The sequence below is a fragment of the Alistipes sp. genome (assembly GCF_048465635.1).
Lineage (GTDB): Bacteria > Bacteroidota > Bacteroidia > Bacteroidales > Rikenellaceae > Alistipes.
In genome coordinates, this window is record NZ_DBFWLF010000009.1 from 63,098 (window position 1) to 82,047 (window position 18,950).

An 18,950-nucleotide genomic window follows, 5' to 3' on the forward strand; every position below is an offset into this window, starting at 1 on the left:
CTTCCCCTTGCCGGGAAGGCTCCGTCGTTTTCGGCGCTCGTATTATGCGCTATTTGATGAACTTGCGCGGCTTGACCATGTTTTCGGGCTGCAGCACCTTGTGCAGCTCCTGCTCGCTCATCAGGTTGTGCTCCAGCACCAGGTCGTAGATGCCCTTGCCCGTTTCGAGCGCCTCCTTGGCCAGCATGGTCGAGGTCTCATAACCAAGGTAGGGATTCAGTGCAGTCACCAGCCCGATGCTGTTGTAGACCATGCTGCGGCAGACCTTTTCGTTGGCCGTGATGCCCACGACGCACTTCTCGCGCAGCGTGTTCATGGCATTGATGAGCATCTCGATGCTCTCGAAGAGGCAGTGCACGATGATCGGCTCCATGACGTTGAGTTCGAGCTGGCCCGCCTCGGCGGCGAGGGTGACGGTCAGATCGTTGCCGATCACGCGGAAGGCGACTTGGTTGACCACCTCGGGGATCACGGGGTTGACCTTGCCCGGCATGATCGACGATCCCGGCTGGCGAGGCGGGAGGTTGATCTCGTTCAGTCCGCAGCGGGGACCCGACGAGAGGAGGCGCAGGTCGTTGCAAATCTTCGAGAGTTTGACCGCCAGCCGCTTCTGGGCCGAAGAGTTCATGATGAACGCGCCCGTGTCGGAGGTGGCCTCGATCATGTTCGCGGCCTTGACCAGCGGAAGTCCCGTCACCTCGCGCAGGTGGCGCGTGCAGAGTTTGGCGTAGTCGGGATCGGCGTTGATGCCCGTGCCGATGGCCGTAGCGCCCATGTTGATCTCGTAGAAGAGCTTGCGGTTCGACTCCAGCCGGGCGATCTCCTCTGTGAGGTTGGCGGCATACGCCTCGAACTCCTGCCCGAGGGTCATCGGCACGGCGTCCTGCAACTGGGTGCGGCCCATCTTGATGATGCGCGAGAACTCCCTGCCCTTGGCGTGGAACGCGGCGATCAGCTCGCGCAGGGCGTCGATCAGCTTGCCGATGCTGCGCACCAGCGCGATGCGCGTTGCCGTCGGGTAGGCATCGTTGGTCGACTGCGAGAGGTTGACGTGGTTGTTGGGGTGGCAGTAGCGGTATTCGCCCTTTTCGTGGCCCAGCAGCTCCAGCGCCCGGTTGGCGATCACCTCGTTGGCGTTCATGTTCGTGGAGGTTCCCGCACCGCCCTGCACCATGTCGACGACGAAATGGGCGTCGAGTTTGCCTTCGCGCAGCTCGTTGCAGGCCGCGATGATCGCATCGGCGATCGCGGGGTCGAGCAGCCCCAGGTCGCGGTTGGCCAGCGCCGCTCCCTGCTTCACGTCGGCCAGCGCCTTGATCAGCTCGGGGAAGAAGTTGAGCCTGACGCGGCTGATGTGGAAATTCTCCACCGCGCGCATCGTCTGCACGCCGAAGTAGTACTCGACGGGTACGTCCAGCTCGCCCAGCAAATCGTGCTCGCGGCGCGTGCGGCCCGAAAGCGGAATGTTTGTAATGTCCATAGCGCAAATATTATAGGTTGATAGTCTTTCGCGGCATTGCCGTTACAAATATAAACTTTAACCGCGAAGAAAGCCAATGAACCGCCGAATTTTTTCGGTTCCGGCAGGCGGGGGCAAAAAAAAGAACCCCGCCGGCGGGGTTCTTTTATGGAAACATATTTGGGGGTTCCTGCGCGAACAGCCCTCTTTCCGGCCCCTACGCTTCGGTGGGAACCAACCGGCCCTTTTCGTCTACACGGAGGGACTTGCGCTGTTTCGGGCCGTTAAAATCCCCCCCCCCCTCACGGTTCTCTCCATCGTCGGGGACCCGAATACCGATGGGATGGGTGAAGACGAAGCGCGCACCGGCGGTATACTCCGGATCGACCCAGATGCGGCCGCCGAAGATCGCCACGATCTGCCGGCAGATCGCCAGCCCCAGCCCCGTGCCTTTCTTCTTGTTGCCGGAGAGCTTTTCGAAGCGGTTGAAGACCGCCTCCTGCTTGTCGAGCGGAATGCCGGGTCCCGTGTCGGAGACCGAGAAGCGCAGTTCGCCCTCCTTCTGCAGAATCTCCAGCCGCAGGGTGATGCTGCCCGCGGAGGTGAACTTGGCGGCGTTGGTGAAGAGGTTGATGAGTATCTGGGAGAGGCGGTGTGCATCCGTGACCAGCTTGAACGATTCGACGGGACATTCGAAGCGGCACTCGACCCCCTCCTGGCGCGTATGGGCCGTGGTCATGATGACATGCTGGCAGATTTGCACGACATCCTCCGAGGCGTAGTTGAAACGGATCTTGCCGCATTCGAGCGACGAAATGTCCAGAATGTCGTTGAGCAGGGTGAGCAGCATTTCGGAGTTGCTGACCACGATCTGGCAGTATTCGGCCCTCTCCTCCTGCGTAAGCTCCTCGCTCTGCATGAGCGACGAGAAGCCGACGATGGCGTTGAGCGGGGTGCGTATCTCGTGGCTCATGTTGGCCAGGAAGGCCGACTTGAGCATGTCCGACTCCTCGGCCTTACGGCGCGCCACGACCAGCTGCTCCTCCCTTTCGCGCAGGCGGCGCATCAGCCGGCGCATGCGCACCAGCAGCCACCCCGTGAGGATCAGCATCCCCACCAGCAGCAGGATGCCGACGATCAGCATATTGATATACTGCGAGTACTTGGAGAGCTTGACGGCCACGCGGTCCTCGACCACGCTGCCGCGGGGCAGCGCGTACTCGGGGACCTTCCACTCGGCCAGCTTGCGCGAATCGAAGAGGTAGACCCCGTTCGAGAGGTTGAAGTGCGTCCCCTCGATCCGGCCCCTGGTGTAGTACTCCTTAATCTGCGAGGCGATCGACTCGGCTCCGCTCAGGTATTCGGGCACGAAGCCCCCCATCGCCGCGTCGCCCAGCCCCGTACGGGTCACCGTAAAGACCGGCAGACGCGGATTCTGCTGGATCAGTTCGCTCAGCGAGCGCTGCATGAAATACTCCCCGTGGCGGCCGACGCGCCACGTACCCAGCAGCACGGCCGACCGGGGCGGCAGCGCGGCGTAGCGCTGGCGGGCCGCCTGTTCGCCCGCACGGCTGTCGATCAGCACCAGCTCGAGGTCGGGGTAATTCTCCATCTCGCGGCGCACGAGCGCCTGGAGCGAGATGCCGCCGTAGGTGTTGTCCGACACGAAGGCGACGGTCTGCGCCTCGGGGTAGAGCGAGCGGATCAGCTCGATGTTGCGGCGCACGTCGTAGCGGTTGAGCTGGCCGCCCACATTCTCGAGGCTGTCGGTCAGCCCCCGGTAATCGACCGATTCGGGCATCCAGAGGCTGTCGGTTCCCGCGGGCGGGAGCATGACGCCGTTCGAACTGGCGAAACTGCTGAAATAGAGCACGTCGTCGCGGATGCGGCCGAGCGAGACGAACGACGACCACGCCTCCTGTCCCAGCAGCACGACGGCCCGCAGGCGCGTCGGCTCGTAACGTTCGAGGATCATGTCGAGCTGCGACATCCACTGCTGCGCGTCGGCGATGCTCTTGCATTCGAGCGTTTCCACATAGATGTCGCACGGCAGAGCGGCCGCCGTCACTTCGCCCTCGAAATCGTGGATGAAGCTCGACATACGGCGCGTATCGGGGTTGTAGGAGGAGACGATCAGGATGCTCTCCCGCTCCTGAGCGGCACGCAGACGAGCGGGGAAAATCAGCAGCAGGACGAGGCCGCAGAAGAGCAGCCTGACGAGCGGTCTTATCGCGTTGGGTGCGGTCATAGGCTATTCGGAGGCCAGGTAGTGAGCGATCTTGGTGCGCAGCACGTCGGCCCGCAGCGGTTTGGCCAGACAGTCGTCGAACCCGGCTTCGAACATGCGCTGGCGGTCCGCCTCGAACGCATAGGCCGTAAGCGCGATGACGGGGAGCGCGGGGTCCGATTCGCGGATTTTAGCCAGCGCCTCGTAGCCGTCCATCACGGGCATGCTGATATCCATCAGCACCAGGTCCGCACCCTGGGCGCGGAACAGCTCGACCGCCTCGGCGCCGTCCCAGGCGTGCAGCAGCGCATAGTCGCGCCGCAGCAGCACCTCGACGAGTTTGTAGTTGCTGGGGTTGTCCTCGGCGACGAGTATCCGGGGGCGGGAATCGGCCTGTGGGGCCGTCCCGTTATTTTCACTCACCATAGTCCCTATCGGTTAGTCGTGCCCCGGGCGAGAAGCGAGGGGAATCGCTACAAAGATATTAAATTTTTGGTTACGCGGCGCTTCCGCCGCACCAAATCCGCCGGACGGGACCCAAAAACCCGTTTCTGGGATGGTCCCGACGCGAAATAAACGGGCGGGAAATATGACATCAATATTTTTTTGCCGATATTTGCGGCGGAAAATGCCGCGTTTGTCCGCAATATTTTTTATATTTACCAGATAATTCGGACAACCCTCTCTTCGCGGGGAAGACGGACAGTCACGCCCCCGGGTAAAATTTGGATAGAGACATGAAGAAAAAAGTACTGGTCGTAGACGACAAGGAGCAAATCGCCAAAATCATCTACGCATATCTCCATGCGGACTACGACTGCTTCTACCAGCAGAACCCCGTGCAGGCCGTCGAGTGGCTGCATCAGGGCAACATGCCCGATTTGATCATCTCGGACATCCGCATGCCCGAAATGCGCGGCGACGAGTTCCTGCACCTGCTCAAACACGACGAACTCTTCCGCCACGTACCGGTGGTGATGCTCTCCAGCGAGGACAGCACCTCGGAGCGCATCCGTCTGCTGGAGCAGGGCGCCGAGGACTACATCGTCAAGCCGTTCAACCCGATGGAACTCAAAATACGGATCAAAAAAATTCTCGATTGAAACATCCCGTCGTCTACATCAAGGGGAAAGGGGGTCTTGCGACCCGTTTTTCCGAACTGGTCCCGGAGCGGATGCACTTAGTAAGCGACATCAGTTCGGCCCTCAGGGTGCTTACGCCCCTCAGGGCCGAACATGCGTTCATCCTTTACGAACAGCGCGAGGCAGACACCGACTGCCGCAACATCCGTTTCCTGAGGTCGTGGTTCCCCGGAGCGGGCATCATTCTGGTGGCCCGCGGCCGGCTCGGGGACGAGGAACGCCGCGCCTACCTGCGCGCCGGGGTGAACAGCGCCGTGGCGGGAGACGTTCCGCGCGAGGACCTGCTGCGCACGATGCGGTTCATGGCCGACCACTCCTTCACCCACAAACCGGTTCTGCACGCGGAGAGCGGCGAGGTGCGGCTGTTCCGCATGCCGCTCTGGAAGCGGACTTTCGACGTGGCGGCGTCGCTGGCGGGGCTGGTCGTTCTCTCGCCCCTGCTCGTGGCGGTGGCCGTGGCCGTGAAGCTCGATTCGCCGGGACCCGTGCTCTACAAATCGAAGCGCGTGGGGAGCAACTACCGCATTTTCGACTTCCTGAAATTCCGCTCGATGCGCACCGACGCCGACCAGCGGCTCAAGGAGCTGGGCGACAAAAACCAGTACGCCGCCCAGACAATCGACACCGACTCGGGCAAAATGTCTTTCGACGAGAGCGATATGGAGGAGCTGCTCAAGGAGATGGAGAGCGGGGTGCTCTTCGCCGACGACTTCGCCATCGACGAGCAGGCACACCTCCAGCAGGTCGAAACCGAGCAGGAGAACGCCTTCGTAAAGATCGAAAACGACCCACGCGTGACGCGGCTGGGCCGTTTCCTGCGCAAATACAGCATCGACGAACTGCCCCAGCTGATCAACATCCTGCGCGGCGACATGTCGGTGGTGGGCAACCGCCCGCTCCCCCTCTACGAAGCCGAACGGCTGACCAGCGACGAATACATCGAACGCTTCATGTGCCCCTCGGGGCTGACCGGATTGTGGCAGGTCGAGAAGCGCGGCGCGGCGGGCAAGCTCTCGCCCGAACAGCGCAAGCAGCTCGACATCCGCTACGCGCGCGAAATGTCGCCGTGGTTCGACCTCAAGATAATATTCCGCACCTTCACGGCGTTCATCCAAAAAGAAAACGTATGATGAAAAAACTCCTGCTTTTCTGCCTCCTCTTCCCGGCAGCGGCAGCCTGCGCCCAACAGCCCGTAACCCCCGAAGAGGCCTACCTCAACCTGGCGGCCATGACCCCGCAGGACTATATCGACCTGAAGCTCCCTCCGCTGCAAACCCTGCTGGACAACGCCCGCTCCTCGCCCCAGATGGCTTTCTACGAATCGAATGTCGACCTGGAAGCGCGCGAGCTGAAGACCGTGCGGCGCGAGTGGATGACCTACCTGAAATTCAACGCCAGCTACAACTACGGTTCGTCGGACATCTATAACCAGACCTACATCGACAACGGCGTACCGGTGGTCAACAACTCGGGCCGCCGCCAGAACTACTGGAACGTCGGCGGCAGCGTCTCGATCCCCCTGTCGGGCATTCTCAACCGCCGCAACAAGGTCAAGCAGCAGAAAAAACGGCTCGAACAGGTCGAACACGACCTCGACCGCAGTTTCGACGAGCTGCGCCTGAAGATCATCGAGACCTACTCCACGGTCATCGAGCAGCTCTCCTCGCTGCAGAGCGTCACCGAGGCGATGACCATGGCCCAGACCAACTACGCCGGGGCGGAGACCGACTTCCTGAACGGCAAGCTGGACATGCAGTCGCTGGCGCGCCAGAAATCGATCGAAGCCTCGTCGATCCGCGCCTACGAGGAGGTGCGCCGCGCGCTGAACAGCGCCCTCTTGCAGCTGGAGGTCTTCACCAACACCCCGATCATCTCGCGCCGCGCCGCACGGCCCTCGTCCGCCTCTACGGAACCCGCTCCCGCAGCGGACGCCGAAAGCGGCGCAACCGCCCGGCCGGAAGCCGCACAACCGGGACCCGCCGACACTTCGGCCCGGGCCGCCGGGTCCACCCGCTAAACAGACAACGCCATGAACTACCTCGCATACGTCATCAAATTCCTCTACCGCATCAAGTGGTGGCTGATCCTCTGCCCGCTGCTGGTCGCGCTGGCCGTCTACCTCAAGATGGGCAAGATGCCGCGTTATTACAAGTCGTCGATGACCATCTACACGGGCGTCGTGTCGGGTTACGACATCGAGTCGTCGGGCGGCACGCGTCAGGACTGGAACATCATCAACAACGCGATGGACAACCTGATGAACATCCTCACCTCGCAGGCGACGTTGAAGAACGTCTCGCTGCGGCTGTTCGTGCAGGACCTCGTTCACGGCGACCCGCAGCAGGACAACCAGTATCTGTTGGCAAAGACCTACCGCCGCCTCTTGCAGCGCACGCCGCCCGACGTGATGGCGCTGGTCGACCGCGACGATGAGAACAAGACCCTGGAACAGATCACCGCCTACGAGACCAACGACCGCGACAACCACGTCTACGGCCTGTTCATGTGGAACCATCCGCATTACAGCTACCAGGCGCTCAGCCGCATCAAGGTCAAGCGCGTGGGGAGCAGCGACATGCTGGAGATTACCTACGAGAACGACGATCCGGGCATCGTCTACCAGACGCTGCTGCTCTTGAACGACGAGTTCGTCAAGCAGTACAAGGAGCTGCGCTTCGGCGAGACGAACAACGTGATCGACTACTTCCAGCAGGAGCTGAACCGCGTGGGCAACGACCTCAAACAGATGGAGGATTCGCTGCTGGAGTACAACATCCGCCACCAGGTCATCAACTACGACGAACAGACCAAGCACATCGCCTCGCTGTCGCGCGACTACGACCTGCGCACCGAGGATATCGAGCTTAACTACCAGAGCGCCAAGCGGCTGCGCCAGGCCATCGAGGAGCAGCTGGACGGGCTGAAGACCTTCCACAACAATGCGCGCTTCCTGGCCAAGCTGCGTCAGATCGGTGCGTTGCAGACGCGCATCTCCGCCGCCGAGGCCTTCAACCGCGAGACCGAGACCGCAACGGAAGGGGAGCAGTCCGCCGACCTAACCGCCGGCCAGACCGCCGCATACCGCCCGCAGAGCCGCACCGACATCGACGCCCTGCGCCGCGAACTGAACGGCCATACCGACGAGCTGAAGCAGATTACCACCGACATCGCCAACCAGCAGTACACCAAAGAGGGTCTTTCGACCGGGTCGATGATCGCTCAGTGGCTCGACGCCGTGCTGCTCGAGGAGAAGTCCAAGACCGAGATGGAGGTGATGAAGTCGCGCAAGCACGACCTGGACAACCGCTATACGCTCTTCTCGCCCGTAGGCTCGACGCTCAAGCGCAAGAACCGGCAGATCGGCTTCTCCGAGCAGTCGTACCTCTCGATCCTCAACGCCCTGAACACCGCGCGCCTGCGGCAGAAGAACCTCCAGATGAGCTCCGCCACGCTGCGCATCATCAACCCGCCCGTGCTGCCGATCTCGGCCGAACCGAGCAAGCGCAAGATGATGGTCTTCGCCGCTTTCGCCGTGACGCTGGTCTTCGTGCTGGGCTTTTTCATCCTGCTGGAGCTGATCGACCGCACGCTGCGCGACAAGATCCGCACCGAGCGCATCACGGGCAGCAAGGTGCTCGGCGCCTTCCCCGGACCGGGGCGTTTGGGCGAGCGGCGCTATACGAAGACCTACCGGCAGCTAGCGGCGCGGCAGATCGGCAACGCCGCGCTCAACTTCTTCACCCCGGGGCGTACCAACATCGTCAACCTGCTGAGCACGGCCGCGGGCGACGGCAAGACGACCCTGGCCGGGAGCCTGGCCGAGCACTTCCGCGAATCGGGCATGAAGGTGCGGGTGGTGACGTGGAACAGGGACTTCGGCATCGACCGCAAGGAGTATCTGCTGGCCGAGCGGCTCAGCGACTTCGTGCAGGAGCGCGACGGCGAACCGACGCTCGCCGAGGCGGAACTGGTGCTGGTCGAATACCCGGCCCTCGCGGTCTGCTCCGTGCCGAAGGGGCTGTTGCAGGAGGCGGCGCTGAACCTGATGATCGCCCCGGCCAACCGGACGTGGAAGGACACCGACCAGCTGCTCTTCGAAAAAGCGGTCGAGCTGGCGGCCCCGGCCCCCGTGCTGATCTGCCTCAACTGCGCCCAGCGCAGCGTCGTGCAGGTCTTCACCGGGCTGATGCCTCCCTTCACCTTCCTGCGCCGGCTGGGCTACCAGATCAGCCAGTTCGGATTCACCGCTGTCAAATAACGTTCCCGGCGAGCACGCCCGATGAGCAACCCCGGCAGCATATCCTCCCGTCCGAGCAAGGCCCTGCATCCAGAGAGCCTGTCCTCACGCCTGAACAAGGTCCTGGGGATCGGCGAGATCACCTCGCGCTGGAGTCCGGTGCGGCTGACCGTCGCGGCGACGCTCGTCTGCGGCGTGCTGGCCATCGCCTACCTGTTCACCCACCGCAAGATGCCGCTGGGCGTGGTGCTGGGCATCCTGCCGGCCGCGCTCTGCATGTTGTGGGTCACGCTGCGCAAACCGGCCGTGGCCATGCTGGGCATGTTCGTGGTCAACTACTTCATCATGGCGCTGGGGCGCTACGTGCGCGACATCCCCATCGGGACGATCCTCGATGCGGCGCTCTTCTACAACGTGCTGATGGTCGCCGTGCAGGCGATGGTGCACCGCATCGAGTGGCGGCGCATCCGCTCGGGAATCACCGTCGCGGCGCTGATCTGGGCGGTCTACTGCACGCTCGAGCTGTTCAACCCGCTCGCCGTACCCGCGGCGTGGTTCACCGCTGTGCGGTCGTTCGCCATCTACCTGCTGCTGATCGTGGTGCTGACGCAGCTGACGATGGGCGAATTCAAATGGCTGCGCTACATGCTGGCCGTGTGGGCCGTTCTGACGCTGATCGCCGTGAGCAAGGCGCTCATCCAGAAGTTCATCGGCTTCAACGAGGCGGAGAAATACTGGCTCTACGTGCTGGGGGCGCGGCGTACGCACATCATTTACAGCGGCATCCGCTACTTCTCGTTCTTCAGCGACGCGGCCAACTTCGGAGCCAGCATGGGCATGTCGATGGTCGTGCTCTCCATCTCCGCGCTCTTCTACCGGAATCCGTGGATGAAATTCTTCCTCTTCTTCACGGCTGCGGCGGCCTGCTACGGCATGCTCATCTCCGGCACGCGCAGCGCACTGGCCGTGCCGTTCGCCGGCTATGCGGCCTTCGTGGTCCTGTCGCGCAACGCCCGGCTGGCGGTGGCGGGGGTCGTAGCGCTTCTGAGTGCTTTCATCTTTCTGAATTTCACGGATATCGGGCAGGGAAATCAGATTATCCGCCGCGCCCGCAGCGCCTTCAACACCGACGACGCCTCGTTCAACGTTCGGCTGGAAAACCAGGCCCGCCTGCGCGTGCTGATGGCCGACAAACCCTTCGGCGCGGGAATCGGCATGGGCGGCGGCAAGGCCAAGAACCACGCTCCGGACGCGCCGCTGTCGCAGATTCCGACCGACTCGTGGTTCGTGCTGATCTGGGTGGAGACGGGCGTGGTGGGCATCCTGATCCATGTCTCGTTGCTGTTGTACGTACTTGCCTGGGGCAGTTTCCAGGTGGTCTTCCGCCTGCGCAACTCCCAGGTGCGAGGGCTGACGGCCGCGCTGATCTGCGGCATCGCGGGTCTGACGCTCATGTCCTACGCCAACGAGGTGCTGGGGCAGATTCCCAACGGGGCGATCGTCTACATGAGTATGGCTTTCATCTTCATGGCCCCGCGGTTCGACCGCGAGCTGACCGGGGAGGCCGAGCCGCTGAAAATCCGACGGGCATGAGCACGCAAATCCACCCACCACGCGTCTCCGTCGTCACGGTCAACTACAACGGCCTCGCGCTCACCGAGGCGCTGATCCGCTCGCTCCGGACGCAGGTCACCGCCCCGCTGGAGATCGTGGTGGTGGACAACGGCTCCGAAAGGGACGAAGCGGCGCTGCTCCGGGCGCATTACCCCGACATCAAGGCGCTCCGCAGCGACCGCAACCTGGGTTTCGCCGGAGGCAACAACCTCGGCATGGCGGCGGCGACCGGGGAGTATCTGCTCTTGCTCAACAACGACACGGAGGTAGAGGAGGACACCCTGCACCGGCTCTGCGAAACGCTCGACGCCGATCCCTCGATCGGGGTGGTCTGTCCCAAAATCCGCTTCTTCGATCCGCCGCGCGCAATCCAGTTCGCGGGCTACACGCCCCTCTCGCCCGTGACGCTGCGCAACGCGCTCGTCGGCTTCGGGCAGGCGGATGACGGCTCCTACGACACCCCGCACGAGACCCCCTATGCCCACGGCGCGGCCATGCTGGTGCGACGCAGCGCGCTTGAAAAGGCGGGATGGATGCCCGAAGAGTACTTCCTCTACTACGAAGAGCTGGACTGGTCGGTGCGCATCCGCGGGGCGGGTTTGCGCATCGTGTACGACCCCCGCTGCACGGTCTTCCACAAGGAGAGCGCCACTACGGGACAGCAAAGCCCCCTACGCACCTATTACCTCACGCGCAACCGCCTGCTCTTCGCGCGGCGCAACCTCGGCGGGTCGCGGCGGCTGCTCTCGGAACTATATCAACTCTGCGCCGCCCTGCCCAAGACCGTCGTCACGGCGCTGCTGCGCGGCCGCCGCGACCTGGCCGCGGCGGCATGGACGGGAGCTATCGACTTTCTGAAAGGAAAAACAGGTAAACGATGATACTGAATATCATAGACTGGATATTGGTGGCGGCGCTGGGTCTTCCGGTGCTCTACCTCTTCGTCTTCGCACTCTTCTCGATGCGGCGTCCGGACGACGACTACCCGCCGGCCCGCCGCCGGCTGCGCTTCGTGACGCTGATCCCTGCCTACAAGGCCGATGCGGTCGTCGTCCGCACGGCGCAGGCGGCCCTGCGGCAGGACTACCCGGCCGATCTGCACCGCGTCGTGGTGATTGCCGACCGGCTGCGACCCGCCACGCTCGACGCCCTCCGCCGCCGGCCGGTCGAGATCGTGGAGGTGCACTTCGAGAACAGCTCCAAAGCCAAGGCCCTCACCTTTGCCGCCGACACGCTGGGCGCGGGGGCGGCCGACGCGGTGACGATCCTCGATGCCGACAACCTCGTACCGGAGCACTACATCGCGCGGCTCAACGACGTCTTCGACAGCGGCGTGGAGGCCATGCAGGCCCACCGCACGGCCAAAAACCGCGACACCGACACGGCCGTGATCGACGCGGCGAGCGAGGAGATCAACAACTCGATCTTCCGCCGCGGCCACGTGGCGCTGGGGCTATCCTCGGCGCTGATCGGCTCGGGTATGGCTTTCCGCTACGACTGGTTTTACGCGAATATCCGCCGCTGCATCACCGCGGGCGAGGACAAGGAGCTGGAAGCCCTGCTGCTGCGCCAGCGCATCTACATCGGCTACCTCGACTCGCTGGAGGTGCTCGACGAGAAGGTGCAGGCCGAAGGGGCCTACTACGACCAGCGGCGGCGGTGGATCGCCGCGCAGTTTTACGCCCTCGCGGCGGCCGTCAGGCAGCTCCCGGGGGCGATCCTGGCGGGCAACGCCGACTATTGCGACAAGCTGGTGCAGTGGTGTCTGCCGCCGCGCATGCTGCTGCTGGGACTCGTACCGTTGTGGACGCTTCTGATGACGGCGCTCGATCCCGCCGGATCGGTCAAGTGGTGGGTGACGCTACTGCTGCTCGCCTTCGCGCTGGCGTTCGCCCTGCCCGATGCGCAGACCGATGCGCGGCTCGGTCGTGCACTGCGGCGGCTGCCGGTGCTCTTCCTGCTGACCGTAAGGAATATGTTCCGTCTGCGCGGAACCAAAGAGCGGTTCATCCACACCAGCCATACCGGAGCGGGCGATCCCGCACCGCAAAACCGACCCGAACCATGAAAATAGCCATCGAGGCGCAGCGCATCTTCCGCCCCAACAAACACGGCATGGACTTCGTGGCGCTCGAGACCATCCGCTGTCTCCAGCGCATCGACACGCGCAACGAATACTTCATCCTCGTCGGCGACGGTCCCGACCGCTGCCTGGAAGAGACGCCCAACGTCCATATCCTGACGCTCCGCTGCCCGAGCTACCCCTTGTGGGAGCAGTGGGCGCTGCCGCGCGCCGTGCGCCGCATCCGCCCCGACCTCTTGCACTGCACGAGCAACACGGCCCCCGTCTGGGGTTCGGCGCCGCTGATCCTCACGCTGCACGACATCATCTTCCTGGAGCGGCAGACCGCCCGCAACCCGTCGCTCTACCAGTCGCTGGGGAGGCTCTACCGCCGAACGGTCGTCCCCCGCATCCTGCCGCGCTGCGAGCGGATCATCACCGTCTCGGCGTTCGAACGCGACCGCATCCGCACGGCGCTGGGGCTGGACCCCGCGCGCATCACGGCCATCCACAACGGCTACAACCCCCGCTTCCGCCCGCTGGAGAGCACGGCGGAGGTGACGCGGCGCTACCTGCCCGAAGCGCGCTACCTCTTTTTTCTGGGCAACACCGACCCTAAGAAGAACACCCCCGGAACGCTCCGGGGCTATGCCGAGTACGTGCGGCGGTCGGACGATCCGCTGCCGCTGCTGGTGGCCGATCTGAAGGCCGAGGCGGCGCAGGACATCCTGCGCGAGATCGGCGAAGAGGGGTTGATCGAGCGGCTGCGCCTGCCGGGCTACATCCCCAACAGCGACCTGCCGGCCGTCTACAACGGCGCGGCAGCATTCCTCTACACCTCCCTGCGCGAGAGCTTCGGCATCCCGCAGCTGGAAGCGATGGCCTGCGGCACGCCCGTCGTTACGTCGAACACCTCGGCCATCCCCGAGATCGCGGGCGAGGGGGCGATTCTGGTCGATCCGACCGATCCGGGGCAGATCGCCGAAGCATTGCTGCGCCTCGAAAACGACGAGGCGTTCCGCCGGGAGCAGATCGCCTACGGGCTGGAGCGGGTCAAACTTTTCTCGTGGGAGCGCACGGCGCGCGAACTGCTGGCCCTTTACGAAGACACCGTGCGATAAATTTTCCTATTTTTGCAACGATGAAAGAGCGTATCAAGAACTCGCCCCGCCTGCGCAAACTGGCCTTGTGGCTCATCTCCTCGCCCAAACGGCCGCGGCCGCGGCTGTGGGTGCGGCTGCTGGTGACCCCCTTCCTGCAGAAGAAAGGGCGCGGCAGCCTTTTCCGGCGGCATGCGCGGCTCGACATCTTCCCCTGGAAACGCTTCGAAGCGGGCCGCGACGTGCTGATCGAAGACTTCGCCGTGGTGAACAACGGCGCGGGCGACGTTATTCTGGGCGACGGCGTGCGCATCGGCATCGGCTCGGTGGTGATCGGCCCGGTCCGCTTCGGCGACCGCGTGGGGCTGGGTCAGCACGTCTTCGTGGCGGGCTTCAACCACGGCTACGCCGACGGTACGCGCGACTCGAACGCGCAGGAGCTGGTCCGCAAGCCGGTCACGATCGGCAACGAATCGCACATCGGGGCCAACTCGGTGGTGGTGGCCGGGGTCACGATCGGGGAGCGCTGCCAGATCGGCGCAGGATCGGTCGTCACGAAGGACATCCCCTCTTTCAGCGTGGCCGTGGGCAACCCGGCCCGCGTCATCAAACGCTACGACCCGGCCCGCGGCGAGTGGGTGAAACTATAAGATGAAGGTACTGATCGTCTACGACATAGGTCCCCAGAGCGACAATCCGTTCGTGCGGCTGCTCGCCGAAGCGCTCCGCGATGCGGGGTGCGAGGCGGTGTGCTCGACGGCGGAGTTCCACACCCGCGCGGACGCCTACGACGTGGTGCACATTCAGTGGCCCGAGGCGCTTTTCGGCTGGCATCGGCCCGACCGCACGCAGCTCGCGGCGGTCGAGGCGATCCTGCGGCGGCTGCGGGAGCGGGGCGTCGGGATCGTCTACACGCGCCACAACGCCGCACCGCACCGCGGCGATGAGCTGGTGGCCGAGGGCTACCGGCTCGTGGAACGGTATGCCGACGCGGTGGTCCACCTGGGCGACGCCAGCCGCCGCGAGCTGACGGCCCGCGGCACGCCGGAGGGGCAGTTGCAGGAGGTGATCCCCCACCACATCTACGAGGGGATTTACGACACGGCGCTCCCGGGCGCCGAGGCGCGGCGCATGCTCGGCATTCCGCAGCGGGCATTCGTGCTGCTCGCATTCGGCACGTTCCGCCACGCGGACGAGCGCAGGCTGGTGTGGGGGGCCTACCGCCGCCTTGAGTGCAGCCGCAAATACCTGCTCGCCCCGCGCCTGTTCCCTTATACCTACCGTTCGCGCTGGCGCACGGGGCTGCGCAGGCTGGCGACCCGCTCGCTCTACCTCGCCGTCCGCGCCCTGACGGCGCTGGCGCCGTGCCGCATCACCTCGGCGGATTGGATGATCCCCGACGCGGAGCTGCCCCGCTATCTGGGGGCGGCGGACGTGCTGATGATCCAGCGCACGAATATCCTCAACTCGGGCAACGTGACGCTGGGGTTCCTCTTCGGCAAGGTGGTCGCGGGACCCGACTGCGGCAACGTGGGCGAGATGCTGCGCGCCACGGGCAATCCGGTCTTCAACCCGGCCGACCCGCACTCGGTGGACCGCGCGCTGGCGGAAGCGGCCCGCCTCGCCGCCGCGGGACACGGCGCGCGCAACCGCGCCTACGCGCTCGAAAACCTCACCCTCCGACGGACCGCACAGCGCTACGCCGCGCTTTACGAAAAGCTCCATGACCGAAAATCCGGAAAATAAGAGCGTCAAGACGCAGCTGATGTCCGGGGTGTTCTACACCTCGGTGGCCAAGTACACCGGCATCGTCGTCAACCTCGGGGTTGCGGGCGTGCTGGCGCGCCTATTCACCCCCAAGGAGTTCGGCATCGTGGGCATCGCCACGGTCATCATCTCGTTCTTCGCCATCTTCAGCGATTTGGGCATCGGGCCGGCGGTCATCCAGCGCAAGAACCTGACGCGCAGCGATCTGAACGGCATCTTCTCGCTGAGCGTCTGGTCGGGGGCCGTCATCGCGCTGCTTTTCTTCGCCGCCTCGGGCGGTATCGCCTCGTTCTACGACCACGCCGAAAGCCTGAAGACCGTCTGCCGCATCCTGTCGCTGAATCTCTTCTTCGCCTCGGCGAACATCGTACCGAACGCACTGATCTACAAAGCCAAGCGCTTCCGCTTCATCGCCGTGCGCTCGCTGAGCGTACAGATCATCGGCGGCTCGGCGGCCATCGCGGCGGCCTACGCCGGGGCGGGCATCTATGCGCTGACGATCAACCCGGTCTTCTCGAGCGCGATGCTTTTCATGATCAACTACCGCCAGAATCCGCTCCGGCTGCGGCTCCGGCCCGGACGCGAGGCGCTGGGCAAGGTCTTCTCGTTCTCGGCCTACCAGTTCTCGTTCCAGCTGATCAACTACTTCAGCCGCAACCTCGACAAACTGCTGATGGGCCGCTACATGAGCCTCACGCAGCTGGGCTACTACGAGAAGTCGTACCGGCTGATGATGCTCCCCCTGCAAAACATCACCTTCGTCATCTCGCCCGTCATGCACCCGATCTTCGCCGAGATGCAGCACGACAAGCGGCAGATCGCCTTCCAGTACATGAAGGTGATCCGCCTGCTGGCCTTTATCGGGCTGCCGCTCTCGGCGGTGCTCTGCTTCACGGCGCAGGAGTTGATCCTGTTGATCTTCGGACCCCAGTGGCAGCCCTCGGTGGACGCTCTGCGCATCCTCTCGCTCTCGGTGGGCATCCAGATCGTCATGTCGACCTCCGGGTCAATCTTCCAGGCCGCCGACGCCACGCGCATGCTCTTCCTGTGCGGTCTCTTCTCGGCCACGCTCAACGTCGCGGCCATCGCCACGGGCGTTTTCGCTTTCGGCACGACCCAGGCCGTGGCGTGGTGCATCTGCGCTTCGTTCCTGGTGAACTTCATCCAATGTTACCACGCCCTGTTCCGCCTGACGCTGCACGTGAGGTGGGGTCCTTTCTGGCGGGGATTCCTCTCGCCGCTGCTGCTGACCGCGCTGGTGAGCGTGCCGCTGGCGGCGCTGGAGTTCGGCCTGCCGGCGGGCACGCCGCTGATCGCGTCGCTCGCGGCCAAAGGAGCCGCAGCGCTGCTGGTGTGGCTCGCCTACGTACAGTTGGGCGGGGTCTATGACCTTTGGCAAATCGTCCGGGGCGTGCTGCGCCGCACAAAATCGTGATGCCATGAAGGGGTTGTTCGTCGTTTTCCACGGGTTTTCCGCTTTCAGCGGCATCAGCAAGAAGATCTTCGCCCAATGCGAGGCGCTGGGCCGCTGCGGTGTGCCTACGGAGCTGTGCCACCTGGAGATCGCCCCCGACGGCACGCAGCGGCGGATGGCGGGCGAGCGCGTCATCCGCAACTTCGGGTGCGGCCTGCGGGCCAAGGTGCTCAAACGCCTCTCGCTCGGGGAGGTGACGCGCTACGTGCGCGACGAGGGAATCCGTCTGGTCTACATCCGCCACGACCTGAACGCCAACCCGGTGCTGATCCTTTGGCTGAGGCGGCTGCAGCGGCTGGGCGTGCGCACGGCGCTCGAAATCCCGACCTACCCCTACGACGGGGAGTTCTCCCGCGCCTCGTGGAAGGCGCGCGCAAGGCTCTTCGCCGACAAGCTCTTCCGGCGGCGGATGGCCCGCTACATCGACCGCATCGTCACCTTTTCAGACGAGGAGACGATCTTCGGCCGGCCGACCGTCCGCATCTCGAACGGTATCGACTTCGCGTCGATTCCCGTCAAGCGGGAGCGGCGGGACACGACGCGCGAACTGCACCTGCTGGCCGTGGCCAACATCCACTACTGGCACGGCTTCGACCGCGTGATCGAAGGGCTGCGCCGCTACTACTCCACTCCGCGCGAACGCATCGTCCGCCTGCGCATCGCGGGCGACAGCCGCGACGCGCTGCTGAACGACTACCGCCGCCGCATCGCCGAATACGGCCTTGCGGAGTATGTCTCCCTGATCGGGACGCGCTCGGGCGCGGCGCTCGACGCCGAGTTCGCGTGGTGCGATATGGGGATCGCCAGCCTGGGCCGCCACCGCAACGGGATCACGCGGATCAAGACCCTCAAAAACCGCGAATACGCCGCGCGCGGCATCCCCTTCGTCTACTCGGAGCAGGACGCCGACTTCGACGACATGCCCTACGTGATGAAGGCTCCGGCGGACGACACGCCGCTCGACATCGAGGCGCTGCTGCGCTTCTACGACGCGGTGGAGATGCCTCCCGCAGCGATCCGCGCCTCGATCGAAGGCTCGCTCTCGTGGGAGCGGCAGATGGCGCGCGTGGTCGAAGCGATGGAAGAGTTGAACGAAACCCAAACCAAAAACAGATGATACCCAAGTTAATACACCTTTGCTGGCTGAGCGGCGACCCCTATCCGCCCAAAATTCAGCGCTGCATAGACAGTTGGAAAAAACACCTGCCCGACTACGAAATCATCCTGTGGGACACGCGGCGCTTCGATCTGGAGGCGGTTCCCTGGGTCCGGGAGGCGTTCGAAGCGAAAAAGTACGCTTTCGCCGCCGACTACATCCGCTTCTACGCCCTCTACCACCACGGCGGCATCTACCTCGATTCGGACGTGGAGGTGCTCAAGTCGTTCGACCCGCTGCTCGATCTGCCCTACTTCGCCGGGGCGGAGAAGGCCGGGACCATCGAGGCTGCGGTGCTGGGGGCCGAAAAAGGGTGCGACTGGATCAGGCACTGCCTCGACTACTACCAGGGGCGGCACTTCCTGCGCGCGGACGGTTCGTACGACATCCGCATGCTGCCCGACATCATGGAGTCGTGGATTCCCGACTTCAAGCAGATCATCAAACTGCGCCACGGCGGCATCGAGACGCTCCACGCGAAGAACCTCGACGAGGCGGTCTACGTCCTGCCGCCCGACTACTTTTCGCCGAAGCTCTTCGACTCGCGGCGGGTCATCCTCACGCCCGAGACCTACGCCATCCACCACTACCAGAACTCGTGGTTCTCGCCGCAGGCGTTCGCCTACTACCGGACCCGCTCCGTGCTGATCAACCTCTTCGGGTACAAGTTCATCCGCGGCGTCGAACGCCTGATCCGCCGAAAATAACCGGC

Annotated in this window: 16 protein-coding genes; 13 read left to right on the top strand and 3 right to left on the bottom strand. The window is 64.1% G+C overall.

All coding sequences use genetic code 11. The features are described from left to right. Positions 1–49 precede the first annotated feature (49 nt). The 3 genes from aspA to ACMO9O_RS03730 form a co-directional block, all read right to left on the bottom strand. Complete coding sequence (aspA, locus tag ACMO9O_RS03720) at positions 50–1,480, bottom strand: aspartate ammonia-lyase (RefSeq protein ID WP_418982271.1); 1,431 nt, start codon at positions 1,478–1,480, stop codon at positions 50–52. Between the two features lie 196 nt (positions 1,481–1,676). Next, complete coding sequence (locus ACMO9O_RS03725) at positions 1,677–3,707, bottom strand: ATP-binding protein (protein WP_418982272.1); 2,031 nt, start codon at positions 3,705–3,707, stop codon at positions 1,677–1,679. A 3-nt stretch (positions 3,708–3,710) separates the two neighbouring features. After that, positions 3,711–4,112 carry a response regulator gene (locus ACMO9O_RS03730; protein WP_418982273.1) on the bottom strand — a complete coding sequence of 134 codons (402 nt, stop codon included), beginning with the start codon at positions 4,110–4,112 and terminating at the stop codon, positions 3,711–3,713. Between the two features lie 311 nt (positions 4,113–4,423). On the opposite strand from ACMO9O_RS03730, the gene ACMO9O_RS03735 reads away from it, so the two are divergent. Genes ACMO9O_RS03735 through ACMO9O_RS03795 form a run of 13 tightly spaced genes read left to right on the top strand, consistent with a single transcriptional unit; the run spans position 4,424 to position 18,945 of the window. Then, positions 4,424–4,789 (top strand): response regulator, encoded by a 366-nt coding sequence (locus ACMO9O_RS03735; RefSeq protein ID WP_418982274.1) that lies wholly within the window; start codon positions 4,424–4,426, stop codon positions 4,787–4,789. Beyond that, positions 4,786–5,958, top strand: coding sequence for a sugar transferase (locus ACMO9O_RS03740; RefSeq protein WP_418982275.1), 1,173 nt, complete (start codon positions 4,786–4,788; stop codon positions 5,956–5,958). Before ACMO9O_RS03735 ends, ACMO9O_RS03740 begins: the two co-directional genes overlap by 4 nt. After that, positions 5,955–6,845: a TolC family protein gene (locus tag ACMO9O_RS03745; protein ID WP_418982276.1), complete on the top strand. Its 891-nt coding sequence runs from the start codon at positions 5,955–5,957 to the stop codon at positions 6,843–6,845. Before ACMO9O_RS03740 ends, ACMO9O_RS03745 begins: the two co-directional genes overlap by 4 nt. 12 nt (positions 6,846–6,857) lie before the next feature. Beyond that, positions 6,858–9,086: a GumC family protein gene (locus ACMO9O_RS03750; RefSeq protein WP_418982277.1), complete on the top strand. Its 2,229-nt coding sequence runs from the start codon at positions 6,858–6,860 to the stop codon at positions 9,084–9,086. A gap of 21 nt (positions 9,087–9,107) precedes the next feature. After that, entirely contained in the window at positions 9,108–10,658 is a 1,551-nt protein-coding gene (locus tag ACMO9O_RS03755; RefSeq protein WP_418982278.1) for an O-antigen ligase family protein, read from the top strand. Then, positions 10,655–11,560 (top strand): glycosyltransferase family 2 protein, encoded by a 906-nt coding sequence (locus ACMO9O_RS03760; protein WP_418982279.1) that lies wholly within the window; start codon positions 10,655–10,657, stop codon positions 11,558–11,560. The genes ACMO9O_RS03755 and ACMO9O_RS03760 overlap by 4 nt, the downstream gene beginning before the upstream one ends. Next, a complete protein-coding gene (locus tag ACMO9O_RS03765) occupies positions 11,557–12,747 on the top strand; it encodes a glycosyltransferase (RefSeq protein WP_418982280.1) in 1,191 nt (396 codons plus the stop codon). Before ACMO9O_RS03760 ends, ACMO9O_RS03765 begins: the two co-directional genes overlap by 4 nt. Next, the gene (locus ACMO9O_RS03770) at positions 12,744–13,862 is read left to right on the top strand and encodes a glycosyltransferase family 4 protein (protein ID WP_418982281.1); all 1,119 of its coding nucleotides are present in this window, start codon (positions 12,744–12,746) and stop codon (positions 13,860–13,862) included. The genes ACMO9O_RS03765 and ACMO9O_RS03770 overlap by 4 nt, the downstream gene beginning before the upstream one ends. A gap of 20 nt (positions 13,863–13,882) precedes the next feature. Beyond that, positions 13,883–14,491 carry an acyltransferase gene (locus ACMO9O_RS03775; RefSeq protein WP_418982282.1) on the top strand — a complete coding sequence of 203 codons (609 nt, stop codon included), beginning with the start codon at positions 13,883–13,885 and terminating at the stop codon, positions 14,489–14,491. Position 14,492: 1 nt separating this feature from the next. Further along, complete coding sequence (locus ACMO9O_RS03780; protein ID WP_418982283.1) at positions 14,493–15,587, top strand: hypothetical protein; 1,095 nt, start codon at positions 14,493–14,495, stop codon at positions 15,585–15,587. Then, the gene (locus ACMO9O_RS03785) at positions 15,565–17,043 is read left to right on the top strand and encodes a lipopolysaccharide biosynthesis protein (RefSeq protein ID WP_418982284.1); all 1,479 of its coding nucleotides are present in this window, start codon (positions 15,565–15,567) and stop codon (positions 17,041–17,043) included. Before ACMO9O_RS03780 ends, ACMO9O_RS03785 begins: the two co-directional genes overlap by 23 nt. A 4-nt stretch (positions 17,044–17,047) precedes the next feature. Further along, complete coding sequence (locus ACMO9O_RS03790) at positions 17,048–18,199, top strand: glycosyltransferase family 1 protein (RefSeq protein ID WP_418982285.1); 1,152 nt, start codon at positions 17,048–17,050, stop codon at positions 18,197–18,199. Then, entirely contained in the window at positions 18,196–18,945 is a 750-nt protein-coding gene (locus ACMO9O_RS03795) for a glycosyltransferase family 32 protein (RefSeq protein ID WP_418982286.1), read from the top strand. Before ACMO9O_RS03790 ends, ACMO9O_RS03795 begins: the two co-directional genes overlap by 4 nt. The last annotated feature ends 5 nt before the right edge of the window (positions 18,946–18,950 follow it).

Bases quoted from the DNA above. Each gene is read 5' to 3' on its own strand.
- aspA (WP_418982271.1), bottom strand. From the start codon at position 1,480: ATGGACATTACAAACATTCCGCTTTCGGGCCGCACGCGCCGCGAGCAC.
- ACMO9O_RS03725 (WP_418982272.1), bottom strand. From the start codon at position 3,707: ATGACCGCACCCAACGCGATAAGACCGCTCGTCAGGCTGCTCTTCTGC.
- ACMO9O_RS03730 (WP_418982273.1), bottom strand. From the start codon at position 4,112: ATGGTGAGTGAAAATAACGGGACGGCCCCACAGGCCGATTCCCGCCCC.
- ACMO9O_RS03735 (WP_418982274.1), top strand. From the start codon at position 4,424: ATGAAGAAAAAAGTACTGGTCGTAGACGACAAGGAGCAAATCGCCAAA.
- ACMO9O_RS03745 (WP_418982276.1), top strand. From the start codon at position 5,955: ATGATGAAAAAACTCCTGCTTTTCTGCCTCCTCTTCCCGGCAGCGGCA.
- ACMO9O_RS03750 (WP_418982277.1), top strand. From the start codon at position 6,858: ATGAACTACCTCGCATACGTCATCAAATTCCTCTACCGCATCAAGTGG.
- ACMO9O_RS03755 (WP_418982278.1), top strand. From the start codon at position 9,108: ATGAGCAACCCCGGCAGCATATCCTCCCGTCCGAGCAAGGCCCTGCAT.
- ACMO9O_RS03760 (WP_418982279.1), top strand. From the start codon at position 10,655: ATGAGCACGCAAATCCACCCACCACGCGTCTCCGTCGTCACGGTCAAC.
- ACMO9O_RS03765 (WP_418982280.1), top strand. From the start codon at position 11,557: ATGATACTGAATATCATAGACTGGATATTGGTGGCGGCGCTGGGTCTT.
- ACMO9O_RS03770 (WP_418982281.1), top strand. From the start codon at position 12,744: ATGAAAATAGCCATCGAGGCGCAGCGCATCTTCCGCCCCAACAAACAC.
- ACMO9O_RS03775 (WP_418982282.1), top strand. From the start codon at position 13,883: ATGAAAGAGCGTATCAAGAACTCGCCCCGCCTGCGCAAACTGGCCTTG.
- ACMO9O_RS03780 (WP_418982283.1), top strand. From the start codon at position 14,493: ATGAAGGTACTGATCGTCTACGACATAGGTCCCCAGAGCGACAATCCG.
- ACMO9O_RS03785 (WP_418982284.1), top strand. From the start codon at position 15,565: ATGACCGAAAATCCGGAAAATAAGAGCGTCAAGACGCAGCTGATGTCC.
- ACMO9O_RS03790 (WP_418982285.1), top strand. From the start codon at position 17,048: ATGAAGGGGTTGTTCGTCGTTTTCCACGGGTTTTCCGCTTTCAGCGGC.
- ACMO9O_RS03795 (WP_418982286.1), top strand. From the start codon at position 18,196: ATGATACCCAAGTTAATACACCTTTGCTGGCTGAGCGGCGACCCCTAT.